General features: G+C 43.6%; 18 protein-coding genes. 8 read left to right on the top strand and 10 right to left on the bottom strand.

The features are described 5' to 3' along the window. Positions 1 to 14: 14 nt before the first annotated feature. Entirely contained in the window at positions 15 to 887 is an 873-nt protein-coding gene (locus GL182_RS21135) for an SDR family oxidoreductase (RefSeq protein WP_163381789.1), read from the bottom strand. Between the two features lie 155 nt (positions 888 to 1,042). On the opposite strand from GL182_RS21135, the gene GL182_RS21140 reads away from it, so the two are divergent. Beyond that, positions 1,043 to 1,849 (top strand): hypothetical protein, encoded by an 807-nt coding sequence (locus tag GL182_RS21140; RefSeq protein WP_163381790.1) that lies wholly within the window; start codon positions 1,043 to 1,045, stop codon positions 1,847 to 1,849. An 8-nt stretch (positions 1,850 to 1,857) separates the two neighbouring features. On the opposite strand, the gene GL182_RS21145 is transcribed toward GL182_RS21140, so the two are convergent. Beyond that, positions 1,858 to 2,604, bottom strand: a complete 747-nt coding sequence (locus GL182_RS21145) for a LytR/AlgR family response regulator transcription factor (protein ID WP_163381791.1) — start codon at positions 2,602 to 2,604, stop codon at positions 1,858 to 1,860. Next, a complete protein-coding gene (locus GL182_RS21150; protein WP_163381792.1) occupies positions 2,598 to 4,691 on the bottom strand; it encodes a tetratricopeptide repeat protein in 2,094 nt (697 codons plus the stop codon). The genes GL182_RS21145 and GL182_RS21150 overlap by 7 nt, the downstream gene beginning before the upstream one ends. Before the next feature lie 165 nt (positions 4,692 to 4,856). On the opposite strand from GL182_RS21150, the gene GL182_RS21155 reads away from it, so the two are divergent. Beyond that, complete coding sequence (locus GL182_RS21155) at positions 4,857 to 5,453, top strand: hypothetical protein (RefSeq protein WP_163381793.1); 597 nt, start codon at positions 4,857 to 4,859, stop codon at positions 5,451 to 5,453. On the opposite strand, the gene GL182_RS21160 is transcribed toward GL182_RS21155, so the two are convergent. After that, complete coding sequence (locus GL182_RS21160; protein ID WP_163381794.1) at positions 5,447 to 6,412, bottom strand: succinylglutamate desuccinylase/aspartoacylase family protein; 966 nt, start codon at positions 6,410 to 6,412, stop codon at positions 5,447 to 5,449. The two genes, GL182_RS21155 and GL182_RS21160, sit on opposite strands and share 7 nt — an antisense overlap. Positions 6,413 to 6,527: 115 nt before the next feature. Here GL182_RS21160 and murB point away from each other — a divergent pair, with 115 nt between their 5' ends. Further along, positions 6,528 to 7,571 (top strand): UDP-N-acetylmuramate dehydrogenase, encoded by a 1,044-nt coding sequence (murB, locus tag GL182_RS21165; protein ID WP_317167822.1) that lies wholly within the window; start codon positions 6,528 to 6,530, stop codon positions 7,569 to 7,571. A gap of 115 nt (positions 7,572 to 7,686) precedes the next feature. On the opposite strand, the gene GL182_RS21170 is transcribed toward murB, so the two are convergent. Continuing rightward, positions 7,687 to 8,169: a deoxycytidylate deaminase gene (locus GL182_RS21170; RefSeq protein WP_163381900.1), complete on the bottom strand. Its 483-nt coding sequence runs from the start codon at positions 8,167 to 8,169 to the stop codon at positions 7,687 to 7,689. A 233-nt stretch (positions 8,170 to 8,402) separates the two neighbouring features. Here GL182_RS21170 and GL182_RS21175 point away from each other — a divergent pair, with 233 nt between their 5' ends. The 4 genes from GL182_RS21175 (at position 8,403) to GL182_RS21190 (ending at position 9,854) form a co-directional block, all read left to right on the top strand. Then, entirely contained in the window at positions 8,403 to 8,780 is a 378-nt protein-coding gene (locus GL182_RS21175; RefSeq protein ID WP_163381795.1) for a response regulator, read from the top strand. A 71-nt stretch (positions 8,781 to 8,851) separates the two neighbouring features. Continuing rightward, complete coding sequence (locus GL182_RS21180) at positions 8,852 to 9,337, top strand: hypothetical protein (protein WP_163381796.1); 486 nt, start codon at positions 8,852 to 8,854, stop codon at positions 9,335 to 9,337. Positions 9,338 to 9,393: 56 nt separating this feature from the next. Then, the gene (locus GL182_RS21185) at positions 9,394 to 9,579 is read left to right on the top strand and encodes a hypothetical protein (protein WP_163381797.1); all 186 of its coding nucleotides are present in this window, start codon (positions 9,394 to 9,396) and stop codon (positions 9,577 to 9,579) included. A gap of 128 nt (positions 9,580 to 9,707) precedes the next feature. Beyond that, a complete protein-coding gene (locus tag GL182_RS21190) occupies positions 9,708 to 9,854 on the top strand; it encodes a hypothetical protein (protein ID WP_163381798.1) in 147 nt (48 codons plus the stop codon). Positions 9,855 to 10,056: 202 nt separating this feature from the next. Here the strand turns inward: GL182_RS21190 and GL182_RS21195 are convergent, their stop codons facing one another. Beyond that, positions 10,057 to 11,556, bottom strand: coding sequence for a peptide MFS transporter (locus GL182_RS21195; protein WP_410265622.1), 1,500 nt, complete (start codon positions 11,554 to 11,556; stop codon positions 10,057 to 10,059). Positions 11,557 to 11,767: 211 nt separating this feature from the next. Between GL182_RS21195 and GL182_RS21200 the strand changes: the two genes are divergently transcribed. Further along, a complete protein-coding gene (locus tag GL182_RS21200; protein WP_163381800.1) occupies positions 11,768 to 12,202 on the top strand; it encodes a peptidylprolyl isomerase in 435 nt (144 codons plus the stop codon). Between the two features lie 18 nt (positions 12,203 to 12,220). Here GL182_RS21200 and GL182_RS21205 read toward each other — a convergent pair whose 3' ends face one another. From GL182_RS21205 to GL182_RS21220, 4 genes are all read right to left on the bottom strand, one after another. After that, positions 12,221 to 13,504, bottom strand: a complete 1,284-nt coding sequence (locus GL182_RS21205; protein ID WP_163381801.1) for a NupC/NupG family nucleoside CNT transporter — start codon at positions 13,502 to 13,504, stop codon at positions 12,221 to 12,223. A 130-nt stretch (positions 13,505 to 13,634) separates the two neighbouring features. Continuing rightward, positions 13,635 to 14,240 (bottom strand): bifunctional nuclease family protein, encoded by a 606-nt coding sequence (locus tag GL182_RS21210; RefSeq protein WP_163381802.1) that lies wholly within the window; start codon positions 14,238 to 14,240, stop codon positions 13,635 to 13,637. A 3-nt stretch (positions 14,241 to 14,243) separates the two neighbouring features. After that, a complete protein-coding gene (locus GL182_RS21215) occupies positions 14,244 to 15,212 on the bottom strand; it encodes an electron transfer flavoprotein subunit alpha/FixB family protein (protein ID WP_163381803.1) in 969 nt (322 codons plus the stop codon). 13 nt (positions 15,213 to 15,225) lie between these two features. Continuing rightward, positions 15,226 to 15,957: an electron transfer flavoprotein subunit beta/FixA family protein gene (locus GL182_RS21220; RefSeq protein ID WP_163381804.1), complete on the bottom strand. Its 732-nt coding sequence runs from the start codon at positions 15,955 to 15,957 to the stop codon at positions 15,226 to 15,228.

Consider the following 15,957-nt stretch of genomic DNA (forward strand, 5'->3'; position numbering starts at 1 on the left):
CTTACTTCCTTTTTTTAACCGCTACCTTTTCTTTGCTTTTCCATGGAATCCCAAAATTCTTTGTTGAGTGATTTTAAGCCATTGAACTGACCTGCGCCCTGTAGCCATTCACCTCCATCAATGGTAATGATTTCTCCATTGATATAGGCTGAATAAGGAGAAATCAGATAAGCTGCCAGATTGGCTAATTCCTGGTGATCCCCTACCCTACCTAGGGGAACTCTTTTGGCAGGATTGAACTTATCTGCGAGCTCTCCAGGCAGAAGCCGATCCCATGCTCCAGCTGTAGGAAAGGGACCCGGAGCTATGGCATTGCTGCGAATACCATGGGGTGCCCATTCTACCGCCAAAGACCGTGTCATCGCCAGTACCCCGGCCTTGGCGGCCGCGCTGGGGACCACATAGGCAGATCCTGTAAAGGCATAGGTTGTGACTATATTCAGGAATACCCCGGCATTTTTTCGGCTGATCCAATCCTTTCCCGCTATCAGGGTAAGGTTAGCAGTTCCTTTAAGTACAATATCCAAAATGGTATGAAAGGCACGGACAGAAAGCCTGTCTGTAGGAGATATAAAATTGGCTGCTGCATTATTGACCACTACGTCAATTTTTCCAAAATATTCCCGGGCTTGCCGGAACATCCGATCCACCTGCTCATAATCCCGGATATCGCATTCCAAAGGTAAAACCTCTGCTCCGGTTTGTTCCCTTAATTCAGCCGCTGTCTTTTCCAAGACCTCCATTTTCCGGCTGCTGATAACCAATTTTGCTCCCAGTGTCAGGAAATAACTGGTCATAGACCTGCCTAAACCGGTACCTCCTCCCGTCACCAGTACCACCTGATCTTTTAATGCATCCTGAACCAACATGCCTTCTGTATATTTCATCTGTTTATAATTTGTTTTTTAGCGGCCAAATGCATTTTGCATTTAAATCAAACTTGTTTTAAAATACGTAATTTTGTGGTCAATCAAATGATTGGGTTAAAGTTTATTTAACTTTGGGTAAACAATCCATATACTCTAATAGAATTGCGGTTCACATGAAGTCACTTGTCAGATACACCGTTTTCGTTTTTTTACTTTCCTGTAACCTGGACAACAGCCGGGATTTGCAGATTGATCAGTCTTATGAGGGGGAAGAAGCTTATTGGGTGTCAAAATCCCTTGATGAACACCTGCACCTGGCTTTTTATGAATGGGAGGCTTTCAAAAATGAGTCTTTTACCGATAGCCTGCCCGGCTGCCCGTCCATTCTGTTTTCTGAAGACTCTTTGACCATTACCCTGGATTATGACCAGCTTGCCTGCGAGGATACCGGCCCTACGGACTTTGAAGGGTCGATCCAGCTTCATTACAGCCTCCCATCTCCAGGGGCCAATGACAGCCTTGAGCTGTCTTTCCAAAATTACCGGTATAAAAACACCCTTGTAAAAGGATTTCGGAACTTCTATTCTCCTGAAAAGCGCACGGACAGCAAAATTCTGCTTGAACAGACAGATTCCTTGTTATTAGAAAACAACCAGGGTTCCAGCACCCGGCTTCGGTCCGGGTTAGCGCATCAGGGCATCTTTCAATCCGGCATATTATCAGAAATCCGCAGTAATGGTGAAATGGGCGGGAGAAATTGGAGTGGAAATGATTTCAGTGTCAATCTTTCCAAAACAACAGGAGCCGAATGCCTGAACATGGCCCTCTTCAGGCCCTCCTCCGGAACGGAAACCTGGACAGTGCTGCGAACGGGGGAACAGCCTGTCACCCATGAATTGGTATATTCCAAATCTGGAATTTGCGACACCAAAACCACCATACGCCTATCCGAGGGAGTAGTCATGGAGAAGACACCCTGATGATACTTTCAAATCGCCCTTAACGCTTTAAGAAGGGCTTCCTTCCTCCTTGTGGACACCTCTACCTGAGTTCCATTTTCCAAAACCAGTATGCCTCCCTTCCCTTTTTTAAATTGTTTTACCTTTGAAAGGTTTACCAGGTGGCTGTTATGGACCCTGAAAAACCCCAGGGTTTGTAAGATCAACTCAAACTCCTTGAGTGTTTTGGCTACCGTGATTTTTTGTTTGTTTTCAAAATGAATAACCGTATAATTTACATCCGCTTGCAAGTAGCTGATATCATCCAATTCAACGAAATTTAACCCTTCCTGTGTGGGAATAGGCAGGCGCCTTTTACCGGGTAAATAGGAGGGAAAAGTATCAGGGATTTTATCCGGACGCTCTGGATTGGGGATTGATATGTCTTTGATCTTCCCAAGGGCAAGCAGCAGTTCATCCGGATCAATGGGTTTTAACAGGTAATCCAATGCATTTGCTTTGATGGCCATTATGGCATATTTTTCATGGGCTGTAGTGAAAATCAAGGCAAAGGGCCAATTTTTTTTTCTGTTTAACCAGCTAAATATGACTTGATCGTCCAACTCAATATCCAGAAAAACAAGGTCAGGAATTTCATTTTTCAAAAATTTATCCAGGGCATCTATTTTAGAAAAAGATCCCCGGACTTTCACCTTGCCACTGGCATAAACCGTTAACAGCTTCTCCAGCCTGCTCCGGCAATGGTCTTCATCGTCAATGATAATCGCATTCAACATAATTCCGGCAATTCCAATTCTACCCGATACCCTATCTCCAAAGCCCCATGCTGTACCCTGGCTTTCGCAGCTCTGGATTGGTTCCATAGGGCTATCCTATCTTCTGTAAGGCGCATTCCTACCGAATGCCCGTTTTTAATTTTATAAAATGGTGAGGAGGAGCTGTTCCCCTTTCCATTGTCCTCTACAATGAAAGTAATTCCATTTCCAGATTTCCTGATGCAGAGCCTTATTTCTCCGGGAGTTTCGTCTTTGGAAGAAAAGCCATGCCAGATGCTGTTTTCCACATAGGGTTGAAGCAATAGTGGCGGCACCTGAATGTGATCCGGGTCAATTCCTGCATCCATATCTATGTGGTAAGTAAATTTTCCATTGAAGCGAAAAGCTTCCAGTTGCATGTAAATTTCCAACATTTGTAAGTCTTCCTTTAAAGAAATGGTTTGTTCTCCACTTTTCTCCAGTATCATGCGCATTAATTTCGCAAATTTCCCCAGGTAATAGTCCGCTGTAATGGGATCATGCTTCAAAATAAAATCACTGATCGCATTGAGGGAGTTGAAAATAAAATGCGGGTTTAGTTGTGCTTTCAGCCATTTCATTTCCGTTTCTGCAATTTTTTGCTTCAGTGCGGCTTGCTGCTCTCTTTCCCTGGCATCCCTTTTTTTCTTATATAAAATAGCCACCACCAGAAAGAAGAAAACGAAAAACGCAAAGACTCCGGCTATCAATTGTTTTTTGTAGGCTTGTTCCTCCATGGCCGCCTGCCCCAATGCAAGGGCCTTTTCATGTGATGCCTCCAAAAGTGCTTCCTTCTTTTCAAATTCAAACCGGGATTGCTGCAGGAGCAATTCCTTTTGCTTTTCATTATTAAATATACTATCCCGGAATGCCAGGTAGGCTTTATGCCAGGAAAGGGCAGCTTCGAAATTTCCCTGCAAGGCATAGGTATTGCTCAAACCCAAATACACATCCTGAAGCAGGGATTTTGCACCAGAACGCAAGGCCATATCCCTCCCCTTTTCCTGCCAGGCAAGCGCCTTTTTGATTCTATTACCTGCTGTTATCGATTCAAATGGTAAAAATTCAGGAGGCATGGCAGCTACCAGATTGCCCATCAGGTGAAAATTCACTGCCCTATTTTCCAGATCGTTGGTCTGCTCGTATGCTTCAATGGCTTGCGAATGGGCACGATAGGCAGCCTCATACTTCCCCAAATTTAAGTACACCTTGCCCAAATTGGTCAAGTCACTCCCAATCCTCCTGTGGTTACCAATTTCCTGGTTTATGGATAGGGATTTTTTGAAATACCCCAATGCCTGCTCCGGCTCCATCATTTCATTAAGAATAATGCCCATGTTACCTAAGGCATTGGCCTTTCCCTGTTGGTTTCCTGCTTTTTCAAACCATTCATAGGCTTTTTGCTGGTAATTCATGGCAGTATCCAGCTCACCGGTATTTTTATAAACCAGTCCAATATTGGTCGCCAGATTTGCCTGTAGCAATTTTTCCTCCTCCGGCATCAGTCTCAAAGCATTCAGAAAAACTTCCAATGCCTTGGGGTAGTCTGCCAGGGAAAGGTAGACCACACCTAGATTAGATAAATTATAATAGACACCCTGCAAGTGGTCTATGGCTTCGAATCGGGAAATGGCTTCTTCATGGCTTTGAATGGCAGAGATAAAATCGGAAAGGTTGTACTGGATCAGGGCCATATTGCTCAATGTCTTGGCAGCCCCAAGTGAATTGTTTAAAGAAGTATGAAGCCTCATCGCTTCGGAATAAGCCTTCAAAGCCAGGGAATCCTCTCCCTTTGCCCAATAGTTGGATCCAAGGTTGTTCCAGGATACGGCAAGATAATGATCATCAGCCAGCTTTTCTGCCAGATCTCTGGCCATTTGGGCATAATGTATCCCCGAATCCGGAAGTATGCCATAATAGGCATAGGCCATCTCATTCCAAAGCATGATGCGGGTAGAATCCGGAATGGCCTTTCCCTGAACAATCCGCTGCAGGCTGTCCAACGCAGCACGTTGACCAAAAGACCAAAAGGAGGGTAACAGGCAAACCAAAAACACAATTTGCTTCATGATACAGCTGATTATACCTTCCAAAATACTTCTTTATTGAATCATTTACTAAATAATCGCCAGCAAAAAATAAATAAATGCAAACATCCAATCAGTCAGCCTTTCGGATAAATACTCAGGGGGGTATATTGAAACCAAAAGGATTTTAAAAAAAATGCTATGAAAATGGAAAGAAATTTACACCTGAAAAAATACAGTTTGCTTACACTGATTGGTTTTTGCTTGTTTTTTATAGCTTCTACCCACGCGCAGGATCAGGCTTTTGATAAAGGGACCAAAGTGATAAGTGCCGGTGTGGGGATAGGGAGCTCCCTGGGCAGCTTCTCTCACAATTCACAAACCCCAGCCCTTAGTGTACAATATGAACAAGGGGTATGGGATGCAGGATCGGATGGGGTCATCAGCCTGGGTGCCTACGTTGGCTATAAAAGCTTTGGATGGAAAACTGAATCTTCCGGTTTCAATACTTCTGCGAGTTGGAAATATACCATAATCGGATTGAGAAGTGCCTACCATTACCAGGGGTTGGATAATGAGGACTTAGATATATATGGGGGATTGATGCTTGCTGCCAACCTGCTCAACTACACCTATACTGATTCTCAGGGAAATCAGCAAGGATCAGGAAATTATGGCAACAGCACCGGCCTGACCTTGTACCTGGGGGGACGGTATTACTTCTCTCCCATGGCTGCCGGCTTTGCAGAAATAGGCTACGGTATTTCCTACCTGAATCTGGGACTGGCCCTTAGGTTTCAATAGTGACCGGCCAACCTGTCGGAACTGCTTCTTCCTACATGGACCAGCGCATCACCTGCATTTACTACGGGTTGATTATTAATGCCGATCACATGTCCGGAATAGGAACTCTTTACCGGAACCTTGACCTGTCCGTAAGGGTCAGATATTTTAGCCAATACCTGACCCTTTTTTACCTCATCTCCCAATGATACGGAAGCATTGAAAATGCCTGAAATTCTCGCCCTTACCCAACCGCTTTCCTGAATTTTCAATGTTCTTACCGGAGGAAAATCGCCTCCTATCATGTCCAGGTGTTTCAGCAGTCTGCCGGTACCCATGATGCCTTCCTGAATGACCTGTTCATCCAGTCGCATGGATTCTCCCCCTTCAAATACCAGGATATGCTTCTTGTTTTTATAGGCTTCTTTTCGGAAAGATTTATCGATATGGGGAGAATTCACGGTAAAATTTGCCCCAAAGATTTCCGCCAGTTTTAACCCCATTTTATCCTTAAAATCCACCCGTACCTGGGGATAATTGGAAAGCATCCTTCCGCCGGTATGAAAATCTATACCAATATCTATTTGCGGGATGATCTCATGGGTCATGATATAGGCAATCTGAGAGGCCAGGGAACCTTTGCTGCTTCCTGGGAAACTCCTGTTCAGGTCTCTCCCATCAGGAAAGGTTCTGGAATTGCTCAGGAATCCATAAACATTTACCAGGGGAATAAAAATCAAAGTACCCTTTTTGGGTTCATAAATATTTTCTTCCAGCATCCGCTTTACGGTGACAATACCGTTGATTTCATCTCCATGTACACCCCCACTGATCAAAACGGTAGGGCCTGGATTACTTGAACTCCGGATAAATACAGGTAAATCGATAAGGGTATGTGTTGGAAGCCTGGCAATGGCTATTTCAATATTCAGGCTCTGACCAGGTCTGACCCTGATACCATTTATTACCATTTCTTTCATAAAAAAGCTGATTTGTCGGGTACTATGGTAGCGTTCAAACACTACATTATGCGGCTAAATTGACAGATATTTTTTCTATTTGGTCAAATAACCTTTAATTCGTGATATAATTTATATGATGAAGATACAAGAAAATATTTCTTTAAGCGCCTATAATACTTTTGGAATAAACAAAAAAGCCAGGTTTTTAATGGAAGCTGAAAGTAAGGAGGATATTCTTCTTGCTTTCAGGCAATGTCGCCTGTCAGATAAACCCCTCTTCGTGCTTGGCGGAGGCAGTAATATCCTGTTGCTGGAGGACCTGGATGCCCTGGTGCTGAAAATTAACATTCAAGGTATCGAGGTTGTTTATGAAGATGATGAAACCGTGGTAATGAAGGTAGGTGCAGGTATGGTATGGCATGATCTGGTACTGTATTCCTTGCGGAAAGGATTAAGTGGATTGGAAAACCTTTCCCTAATCCCGGGGACCGTCGGTGCTGCCCCCATGCAAAATATCGGCGCCTATGGGATAGAAATCAAATCCGTTTTTGACCATTTGGAGGCCATAGAAATTGCTACAGGCCAGGTAAGGGTTTTTAATGGGGAAGATTGCAGGTTTGGATACAGGGAAAGCGTTTTTAAAAATACATTGAAAGGAAAATTCATCATCTCCCATGTGGCCTTCAGGCTTCATAAAAAACACCAACCTCATATTGATTATGGTGATATCCAACTCACCCTTAAAAAAATGGGGGATGTCTATCCCAGCCCGGAAAATATCAGTGACGCAGTAGTGAAAATCCGGCAACAAAAACTACCTGACCCGAAAGCGTTGGGTAATGCCGGGAGTTTTTTCAAAAATCCCACCATACCCCTGGTAGAATTCAATCAGCTTAGCATCAGGTATCCTGAAATCCCCGGCTATCCCATGGAAGGAAAAATGGTGAAAATCCCCGCAGCCTGGCTGATTGATACTGCGGGCTGGAAGGGAAAACGCATAGGTGCTGTTGGTGTGCATAAAAACCAACCCCTTGTGCTGGTGAATTATGGAGGCGCTGAAGGAGCTGATATTCTGGAATTAAGCAGTAAAATACAAGCCGACATTCTGGCTAAATTCGGTATCAACCTGGAAAGAGAAGTCAATGTCATCAGTTCCGGGAATCTGATTCAGATCTGATTCCGGAAATGGAATTGTCTATATGCTGTAACCAATACCCCCCAAGCCGATACTAACCCGCCAGGATAAAGAGTGTGTAGATAATAGGATAGGCCTGCCGGTGAAATAGTCCGCTTCAAATCAACTCATCGTTTATTTGAAGCGGTTTTTTGTAGTGTTCCACCTTAACCCCAAATTTTTCCAAAAACACCAACCCTTCATCCAATCCGAGACCTTTATAGCTGGCATAGGAATAGAGATAGACCACTTTATTGATCCCCATAGAATATATGATCCTGGCACAGGGAAGGCAGGGAGCTAATGTAACGTAAAGTGTAGATCCTTCCACCGAAGCTTTATTTTTGACGGCATAAAGAATGGCATTTTGTTCTGCATGCAATGCCAGAGAACAGCTGCCCTTGCTATCCCTGCTACAGCCCACCTCCGGGAACTCTTCGTCACAATTATGGGTGCCTGAAGGAGGCCCATTATACCCTATGGAAATGATCCGGGTTTCTTTGGTCAACACCGCCCCTACATGTTTTTTAATACAATGGGACCGCTGGGCCAGACTTACTGCCAATTCCATAAAAATATCGTCGAAATCAGGTTTAGTCATCATCTAAAATTAAATAATTTAAATATAAAATATATTTTATTTGTTTTTACCTAAAACCAAGGCCAGGTAGGAACCCCTATGGCAAGGTGCGCAAACATAACTTTTTTAACGATTTCTTTCAGGGAAAAAGTTGGATAAATAAAAATAAACTTAATCAAAATTTATTTATTAAAAATAATATTCTAATTTTGTCACTTATTATTTGCTTTTCAAAACCAAGTTTATGTATTTCAATGGTTAAAATAGTTTTAATTGACGATGACCCTATCAGTATTTTTGTGACAGAAAAATTGATACAGCGGAATATCATGGAGCCTTGCAAGGTTTTTTCATTTGACAATGCTATGGATGCCTTAAAAGACATTTATCATATCAAACCACATTATTTATTTCTTGACTTGAATATGCCCGAAATGACAGGATGGGACTTTTTGGAAGTTTTCAATCCCGTCAAAGAAGACCCTGAAATTTATATTTTGAGTAGTTCTGTAGATGAACGGGACATCATGAAGGCCAATCAGTACCAAAAAGTAAAAAAATACCTTTCCAAACCTCTCATCAAGCAATACATCAATTTAATTTTTGGCAAAAACAAGCAGGATATCCATTGAAAAGTTAAATTTTATTCGGCTAATCAGAAACTACTTTTGCTGAAAATGGTTATTAAATAAAAAATAAAACCATGGCAAAAGCGAATCCCAATTTGATATTTGACCTGCGCAGAACGGTAGCGAAACTAAAAAAAGGTGCTCCTTACCAATGGGGGCACATGGGGGCCTGCAACTGTGGTAATCTAGCCCAAGAGATCATTCAAATCAGCAAGGCGGAAATTCACCGGTTTGCCATGCAGCGTTCCGGAGATTGGAGTGAACAATTGCTCGACTACTGCCCCAGCAGTGGAATGCCCATGGATCTCATGATTACAAAATTGCTGGATGCCGGACTGGAAAGAGATGATTTGATTCATTTGGAGAAATTATCTGATCCCGAGATTCTGGCGCACATTCCTATAGAACGCAGGAATAAAATGGCTAAAAACAATATTGCAGACGTAATATTATACCTGGAAACCTGGACGCACCTGCTGGAAAGCCAGTGGGCTGATGCTCAGGAAATAAACAGGCTTTCCCAGGCGGGAAAAATAAATCATTCCAAGGTCTTGAGTTAATTCTGAAAATTTCCTTAATTAGCCCGAATTAAATTTACATACAACTCCTGTTACTTATGAGTGAGGACTTTGACGATGATTTTGACCTGGATTCTGAAGATGAATTTGAGGATGAGTTCGATGATTTGGTCTTTGATGAAGAAGAAGACAATGGATTGGAGGACGATGTCTTCATGGATTTCGATGAGGACGATTTTGATGAATCTGAGGAAGATTTTGAGGACGATGATGAATTTGACTAAACCTATTATGGGTTGAAAGAGAAAGTAAAAGGTAGCCAAAAGCTCCATTGGATTTCGCTGATTGCTTTGTAATCCACATTTTGCTTCCTAAATTGCAACCCAATTAAGACATCCAAACCATTGTGTATATGTTACTAGAAATATTCAGTTCTCCGATAGCATCAGGAGCCCAAACCTTTTGGTTGATCGTTTCCATTTTAGTAGGCCTGGGAGCAGGTTTATCTGCCATTGATTTCAGAAGTACTTTATTTAAAAAGGACGAAAAAGAGCATTAAAAAGTAGCCGGCCATTTCTGCCGGCTTTTTTTTTGACTATTTTTTTCTGGTCATTTCCTGGCAGAAATCATCCATCAGGTGTCGTCATAAGTCAGGACCTGTTTAAAAACTTCGGTATGATGGAGATTTTACAAGGCTGAAGAACTACCGGATCTTGCTCCTAAGCCAAACCGAAGCAGCATATTTCCTACTGGTATCGGATTTAACGAACCTTACCCATTAGCCTTCTTATCTGACCAGAGAAAAGCATCAATACAAGACCTGCTCCTACCACGGTATAAACTATCAGCAGATACTGTTGAGGCATTGCTGCCAATGCTTCACTGGTTCCTCCACTGGCACTTCCCGCAATTCTTCCAGCTACCAGGTTACCCATTGCGATGGAGAGAAACCACATGCCCATCATTTGCCCGGCAAACTTCTTGGGGGCCAGTTTGGTAGTCAAACTTAATCCAACAGGGCTAAGGCTCAGCTCTCCGAAGGTATGAAAAAGGTAAGTAATGACAAGCCATGTAGGGGCTGCCAAATCTCCGGAAGCGGCGATTTTTGCAGCAAAGTACATGACCAAAAAACCTATACCCAGCAAGATTAGTCCAAAGGAAAATTTCAATGGAGAGCTAGGCTCCAGCTTTTTCCTGGCCAGGCCTACCCATAATGCTCCAAAAAAGGGAGCAAATATAATGATGAAGATGCTATTGACGGATTGAAAATACCCCGCAGGTATTTCCCAACCCAACATCATCCTATTGGTAAACCTTTCTGCAAATAAGTTCAAAGATGAACCGGCCTGCTCAAACCCGGACCAAAATATAGCGGAAAAAACGAACAGTATCATGATAACCAGTACCTTCTTCCTTTGTGCGGTATCCAATCCGCCAAAGAGCAAAACATACCCGAAATATAACAGTGCTACTATGGCAATTACGGTATTGGAGACCCCGGCGATGGCGACGGGGTCCAACCGGATGATTTGTAAAAAGAACAATGCGATCAGTATTAAAGTCAGAGCCAATATGAGCCACATCCATTTAAATGCACTTTTTTGAGCGGCGGATTCCCCATCATCCTTAGGCACCACAGCTTCTCCTATTCCTTTCAAATATCCCCCGGTGAGCTTGTATTGCACCAGGCCCATAAGCATGCCAAATCCGGCCAGGCCAAAACCAAGGTGCCAGTTATACACCGCCAGGGTACTGCAGGCAATAGGCGCCAAAAAAGCACCGAGGTTAATCCCCATGTAAAAAATGGAAAAGCCGGCATCCCGTTTTGAACTGTTTTCCGGATACAACTGCCCTACAATTGAACTGATATTCGGTTTCAGCAAACCGGTACCGAAAACAATCAATACCAAGCCCAGAAAGAAGGATGGTAAATCCATGCCTGTAAGTTGATTGGTAGTCCCGGAATCTGCTGATAACCAGTGAAAAAGTCCCGGTAAGGCCATTGTAAAATGCCCAAGGGTAATGATGATACCACCTATCCAAACTGATTTCTTGAGTCCGATCAGTCGATCGGCTACCCAGCCCCCTGGCAGGGCAAGCAAATACACTCCCATGGAATACAGGCCGTAAATCGCTCCCGAGGTCTGGTCATCAAAACCCAGACCTCCGGTAGCAATGGGGGCAGTCATAAATAATATTAATAGGGCCCGCATGCCATAATAGCTAAAGCGCTCCCACATTTCTGTAAAGAAAAGTGTCATCAGACCCTTTGGGTGGCCGAATAGTTGGGGACCTTCATATTCCAGGATGTCTTCCGGAGCATTGTGTTTTCCTAAAAACCTGTCTTCTTTTTTCAAATCAAATACGATGTAAGTAGTGAAATTTTATAAAAAGGGTAATGCATTGAATGCAATTATAACATGATACTACCATTAATTCAGTATTATTGCAAAAAAAACAAATGATCGCTATATGAAAACAGGAGAAATTCATACCGAGAAGGGCATGATGAAAGTTAATTTTTATGACGAAGATGCCCCCAAGACTGTTGAAAACTTTATCCAGCTTGCTCAAAAAGGATTTTACGATGGGTTAAGCTTCCACAGGGTTATCCCTAATTTTATGGTACAGGGGGGCTGTCCCAAAGGAAATGGCACCGGAGGACCTGGGTACCATATTGATTGTGAGTTGGATGGGGAACTACAATACCATGACCGGGGCGTCCTTTCCATGGCACATGCAGGGAGGAATACCGGAGGTTCTCAATTTTTCATTTGCCATAACCGGGACAATACCCAGCATCTTGACAGAAACCATACCTGTTTTGGGAAAGTGACTGAGGGACTGGAGGCCCTGGATCAGATCAAACAGGGAGATAAAATAACCAAAATCATTATCCATGATTAAGGCCAGATCAGGCAATAATTAAAATAGCGCCCCGGCAACGGTAGCAGTCATCAAACAAGCCAGGGTAGCCGCCAGTAAGGCCCTCATACCGAGCTTTGAAAGATTCCCCTGTTGTTCGGGCGCTATGCTTCCAATGCCACCAACCTGTATGGCAATGGAGCTGAAGTTTGAAAAACCGCATAGGGCATAGGTGGCTATGACGATTGATTTTTGCGACAAAGTGCCGGCAGATTGCATTTCCGCCAAGCCCAGGTATGCCACAAATTCATTGATTACCGTTTTTTGTCCCAGCAAGGATCCTACTGCAAGGGTATCTTTCCACTCCACACCAATAATCCAGGCAAAAACCCGGAAAATCTGTCCCAAAAGGTATTCCAGAGACAAACCGGAAAACGTTCCATCTGTTCCGGATACCACCAAAGCATTTAATCCGGTAAAGTCACCAACGATTTCAGTAAGCAGGTAGTTGACCGCAGCAATCACCGCTATAAAAGCCAATAGCATTGCCCCTACATTAAGTGCCAGTTTCAGGCCCTCCGAGGCTCCCCTGGACATGGCATCTATCAGGTTTACATCTGGAATCTGATCACTGATTTGTAAATTGTCATTGACCACATCCTTGTCTAGTTCCGGAATGATTATTTTAGCAATCACAATGGCAGCCGGCGCATTCATGATACTGGCTCCCAGGAGGTAGGTGGCAAAACGGGTTTTCTCAACCGGATCATCCCCCCCTAAAAAAGCTACATATCCAGCCAAAACCCCGCCGGCAATGGTAGCCATGCCACCTGTCATCAAGCACATCAGCTCAGACCTGGACATGGAGGGAATAAATGGCCTTACCAATAAGGGGGCTTCCGTCTGCCCCAGAAATATATTTCCTGCTGCAGACAAGCTTTCCGCACCGGAAAGTCGCATGGTTCTGGACATTACCCATGCTATTCCAAAGACAATTTTTTGCAGTATTCCCATATAATAAAGGCCCGCAGAAACCGTAGAAAAAAAGATGATGGTGGGCAAAACCTGAAAAGCGAAAATAAACCCGAAAGAGCTGGTGGCAAGGTCTCCAAATAAAAATTCGGCTCCCTCTTCAGAAAAACTCAAAAATGTAACAAAACCTGCACTCACCTTAGAAAAAAGCGCCGCAACAAAATCAACCTTGGTGATCAAAATACCAAAAATCACTTGCAAACTGATCCCTATCCCTACCAGCCGCCAATCTATCCTTTTTCTATTTGCGGAAAACAGGGCAGCAAATAACACCAACACCAAAATCCCCAATACACCTCTTAAATAATCCATATCAGTCCAGAAATTTCAAAAATATCGCCTGCCAGACTGATGTCAGCATTGATGGTTTTGCCATATCAATATGCTTTTTAAATAAGCCCCTGTTTTGGCTGAAAAGAAGAAGGGAATGCCCATGTTGACATTAATTCCTTCTGTTGATCTCATCTCTCAACCGGGCAGCCTTTTCGTAGTCCTCATTGCTGATGGCCTTTTCAAGCATTTGGTTTAATTTGTCCAGGCTAAAATCCTTTAAAGAAGCTTCCTGAGATTTGGTCTTTTCCCTGGTCCCTTTTCCAGTTCCTGAAGCGGATTCCTGCTCCCTTTTTTCATCCTCTTCCGTAAATTCAATGGCGGCTTCGGCCATGACCGAACTGGCACAAAATATGGGCGCATCAAACCTGACGGCAATCGCAATGGCATCCGAGGGTCTGGCATCGATCTCTACCTTTTTAAAGGAGCTGTGACACATGATTTTGGCATAAAATACCCCCTCTCTCATGTCTGAAATCAAAATATGATCTACAGAAAACTGGAAATTTGAAGCAAAGGATTTAAATAAATCATGGGTCATCGGCCTGTTGGGAATGATCTTTTCTATTTCTATGGCAATGGCCTGCGCCTCAAACATCCCTATCACAATAGGTAGCTTTCTTTTCCCTTCGGATTCACCCAATATCAGGGTAAATGAACCAGATTGTGCGCTATTCGAAGATAAGCCCAAGATTTCTAACTCGATCGTATTATCCACAGTTTATTGTTTTAATGCTTTAATCGCTTCTGTAAGCTTAGGAACTATTTCAAATGCGTCCCCTACTATTCCATAATCCGCCGCCTTAAAAAAAGGAGCATCCGGATCTTTGTTAATAACCACAATATACCTGGAGGCGTTCACTCCTGCCAGGTGCTGAATGGCACCAGAAATCGCTACGGCTATGTATAGCGCTGGAGCTACTTTAACACCCGTTTGTCCCACATGTTCATGGTGGGGCCTCCAACCCAAATCTGAAACAGGTTTGGAACAACCCTTTGCAGCCTTCAATGCTTCGGCCAAATCCTCAATCATCCCCCAATTCTCCGGGCCATTGAGTCCCCTTCCCCCGGAGACAACAATATCTGCTTCTGGCAGCAACACCTCTCCGCTGGCTTTTTCCATATCTGTTATTTTTGCTGCAAAAACAGTATCAGGCAAATCCAGCGTCAGCTTTTCAACCGGGACCACTGCCCCATCCGTTTTGATGGGATGGGTATTCTTTTTGATGGCCAATATTTTGTTTTCGGCTTCTATACCTGTTTCTACAAAGGCTTTGCCCGTAAAAATACTTCTTTTTACAACAAAACCTGCTGAAAGGTCAGGCAATCCCACCACATTAGAAACCAATCCTGCATTTAACTTAATGGCTAACCTGGCAGCTACGGCATCCCCAAGGGAAGACTTCGCTAAAACCAGCGTGTTGGCACCCACCAGATCATAAACCTGCGCAACCATATAGGCATGTGCCTGAATGACTCCTGAGTTCAACCTTTCATCAGCCACCTGATAAATGGCATCAGCTCCAGCCTGTCCTATCAGGTCCAAGTCCTCATCTGCAACACTTCCCAATCCCAAAACACTTACCTTTCCCCCGGATTTTTCGGCCAGGGCGGCTCCATAGGAGATGGCTTCTAAAGAAGAATTTTTGACTTTTCCCTGATCCTGTTCTATGTATACTAATATTGACATTTTCTTTCGCTATTTAAAGTATTTTGGCATCGTTTTTCAGCAACTGTACCAATTGATCCACATCCGCTACTATCTTTACCTCACCCTTTGGTGCAGGCAGTTCGTAGGTCTTGGTGGCTGTTCGGGGATCAGCCGATACCGCATCTACCACCTGAAGGGGCTTGCTCCTGGCCGACATGATTCCTCTCATGTTTGGAATTTTCCACTCTGCAATAGGTTCCTGGCATCCTGCAATAAAAGGCAGACCTACCTCTATAAATTCCTTGCCCCCTTCGATTTCTCTGGCCATTTTAGCCGTATTACCTTCTATTTCCAGTTTCATCACAGGCGATATGGAAGGTATACCTAACAGTTCCCCCACCATACCGTGTACCATTCCTCCATTAAAATCAATTGATTCCCTTCCCATAAGAATCATGTCATAGCTTTTTTCTTTTGCCTGATGGGCAATCTGTTTTGCCACAAAATGGGCATCCCGGGGAAAAGCATTGACACGAATGGCTTCATCTGCTCCGATAGCCAGGGCTTTTCGCAAGGTGGGTTCAGTTTCTGCCTCTCCTACATTCAGCACAGAAATGCTTCCTCCTGTCTGCTCTTTAATTTCTACCGCTCTGGCCAGTGCATAATCATCATACGGCCCAATAATAAACTGAACGCCGGCTTTATCCAGCTGGGTGTTTTCGTCCGTAAACCTGATCTTAGATGTGGTATCAGGCACATGTGTGATACATACCAATATATTCAT

It is taken from the genome of Cyclobacterium sp. SYSU L10401, from assembly GCF_010993705.1.
Classification (GTDB): Bacteria; Bacteroidota; Bacteroidia; order Cytophagales; family Cyclobacteriaceae; genus Cyclobacterium.

Coding starts and splice junctions, on each gene's coding strand:
- GL182_RS21135 (WP_163381789.1), bottom strand. CDS start 887: ATGAAATATACAGAAGGCATGTTGGTTCAGGATGCATTAAAAGATCAG.
- GL182_RS21140 (WP_163381790.1), top strand. CDS start 1,043: ATGAAGTCACTTGTCAGATACACCGTTTTCGTTTTTTTACTTTCCTGT.
- GL182_RS21145 (WP_163381791.1), bottom strand. CDS start 2,604: ATGTTGAATGCGATTATCATTGACGATGAAGACCATTGCCGGAGCAGG.
- GL182_RS21150 (WP_163381792.1), bottom strand. CDS start 4,691: ATGAAGCAAATTGTGTTTTTGGTTTGCCTGTTACCCTCCTTTTGGTCT.
- GL182_RS21155 (WP_163381793.1), top strand. CDS start 4,857: ATGGAAAGAAATTTACACCTGAAAAAATACAGTTTGCTTACACTGATT.
- GL182_RS21160 (WP_163381794.1), bottom strand. CDS start 6,412: ATGAAAGAAATGGTAATAAATGGTATCAGGGTCAGACCTGGTCAGAGC.
- murB (WP_317167822.1), top strand. CDS start 6,528: ATGATGAAGATACAAGAAAATATTTCTTTAAGCGCCTATAATACTTTT.
- GL182_RS21170 (WP_163381900.1), bottom strand. CDS start 8,169: ATGACTAAACCTGATTTCGACGATATTTTTATGGAATTGGCAGTAAGT.
- GL182_RS21175 (WP_163381795.1), top strand. CDS start 8,403: ATGGTTAAAATAGTTTTAATTGACGATGACCCTATCAGTATTTTTGTG.
- GL182_RS21180 (WP_163381796.1), top strand. CDS start 8,852: ATGGCAAAAGCGAATCCCAATTTGATATTTGACCTGCGCAGAACGGTA.
- GL182_RS21185 (WP_163381797.1), top strand. CDS start 9,394: ATGAGTGAGGACTTTGACGATGATTTTGACCTGGATTCTGAAGATGAA.
- GL182_RS21190 (WP_163381798.1), top strand. CDS start 9,708: ATGTTACTAGAAATATTCAGTTCTCCGATAGCATCAGGAGCCCAAACC.
- GL182_RS21195 (WP_410265622.1), bottom strand. CDS start 11,556: ATGACACTTTTCTTTACAGAAATGTGGGAGCGCTTTAGCTATTATGGC.
- GL182_RS21200 (WP_163381800.1), top strand. CDS start 11,768: ATGAAAACAGGAGAAATTCATACCGAGAAGGGCATGATGAAAGTTAAT.
- GL182_RS21205 (WP_163381801.1), bottom strand. CDS start 13,504: ATGGATTATTTAAGAGGTGTATTGGGGATTTTGGTGTTGGTGTTATTT.
- GL182_RS21215 (WP_163381803.1), bottom strand. CDS start 15,212: ATGTCAATATTAGTATACATAGAACAGGATCAGGGAAAAGTCAAAAAT.
- GL182_RS21220 (WP_163381804.1), bottom strand. CDS start 15,957: ATGAATATATTGGTATGTATCACACATGTGCCTGATACCACATCTAAG.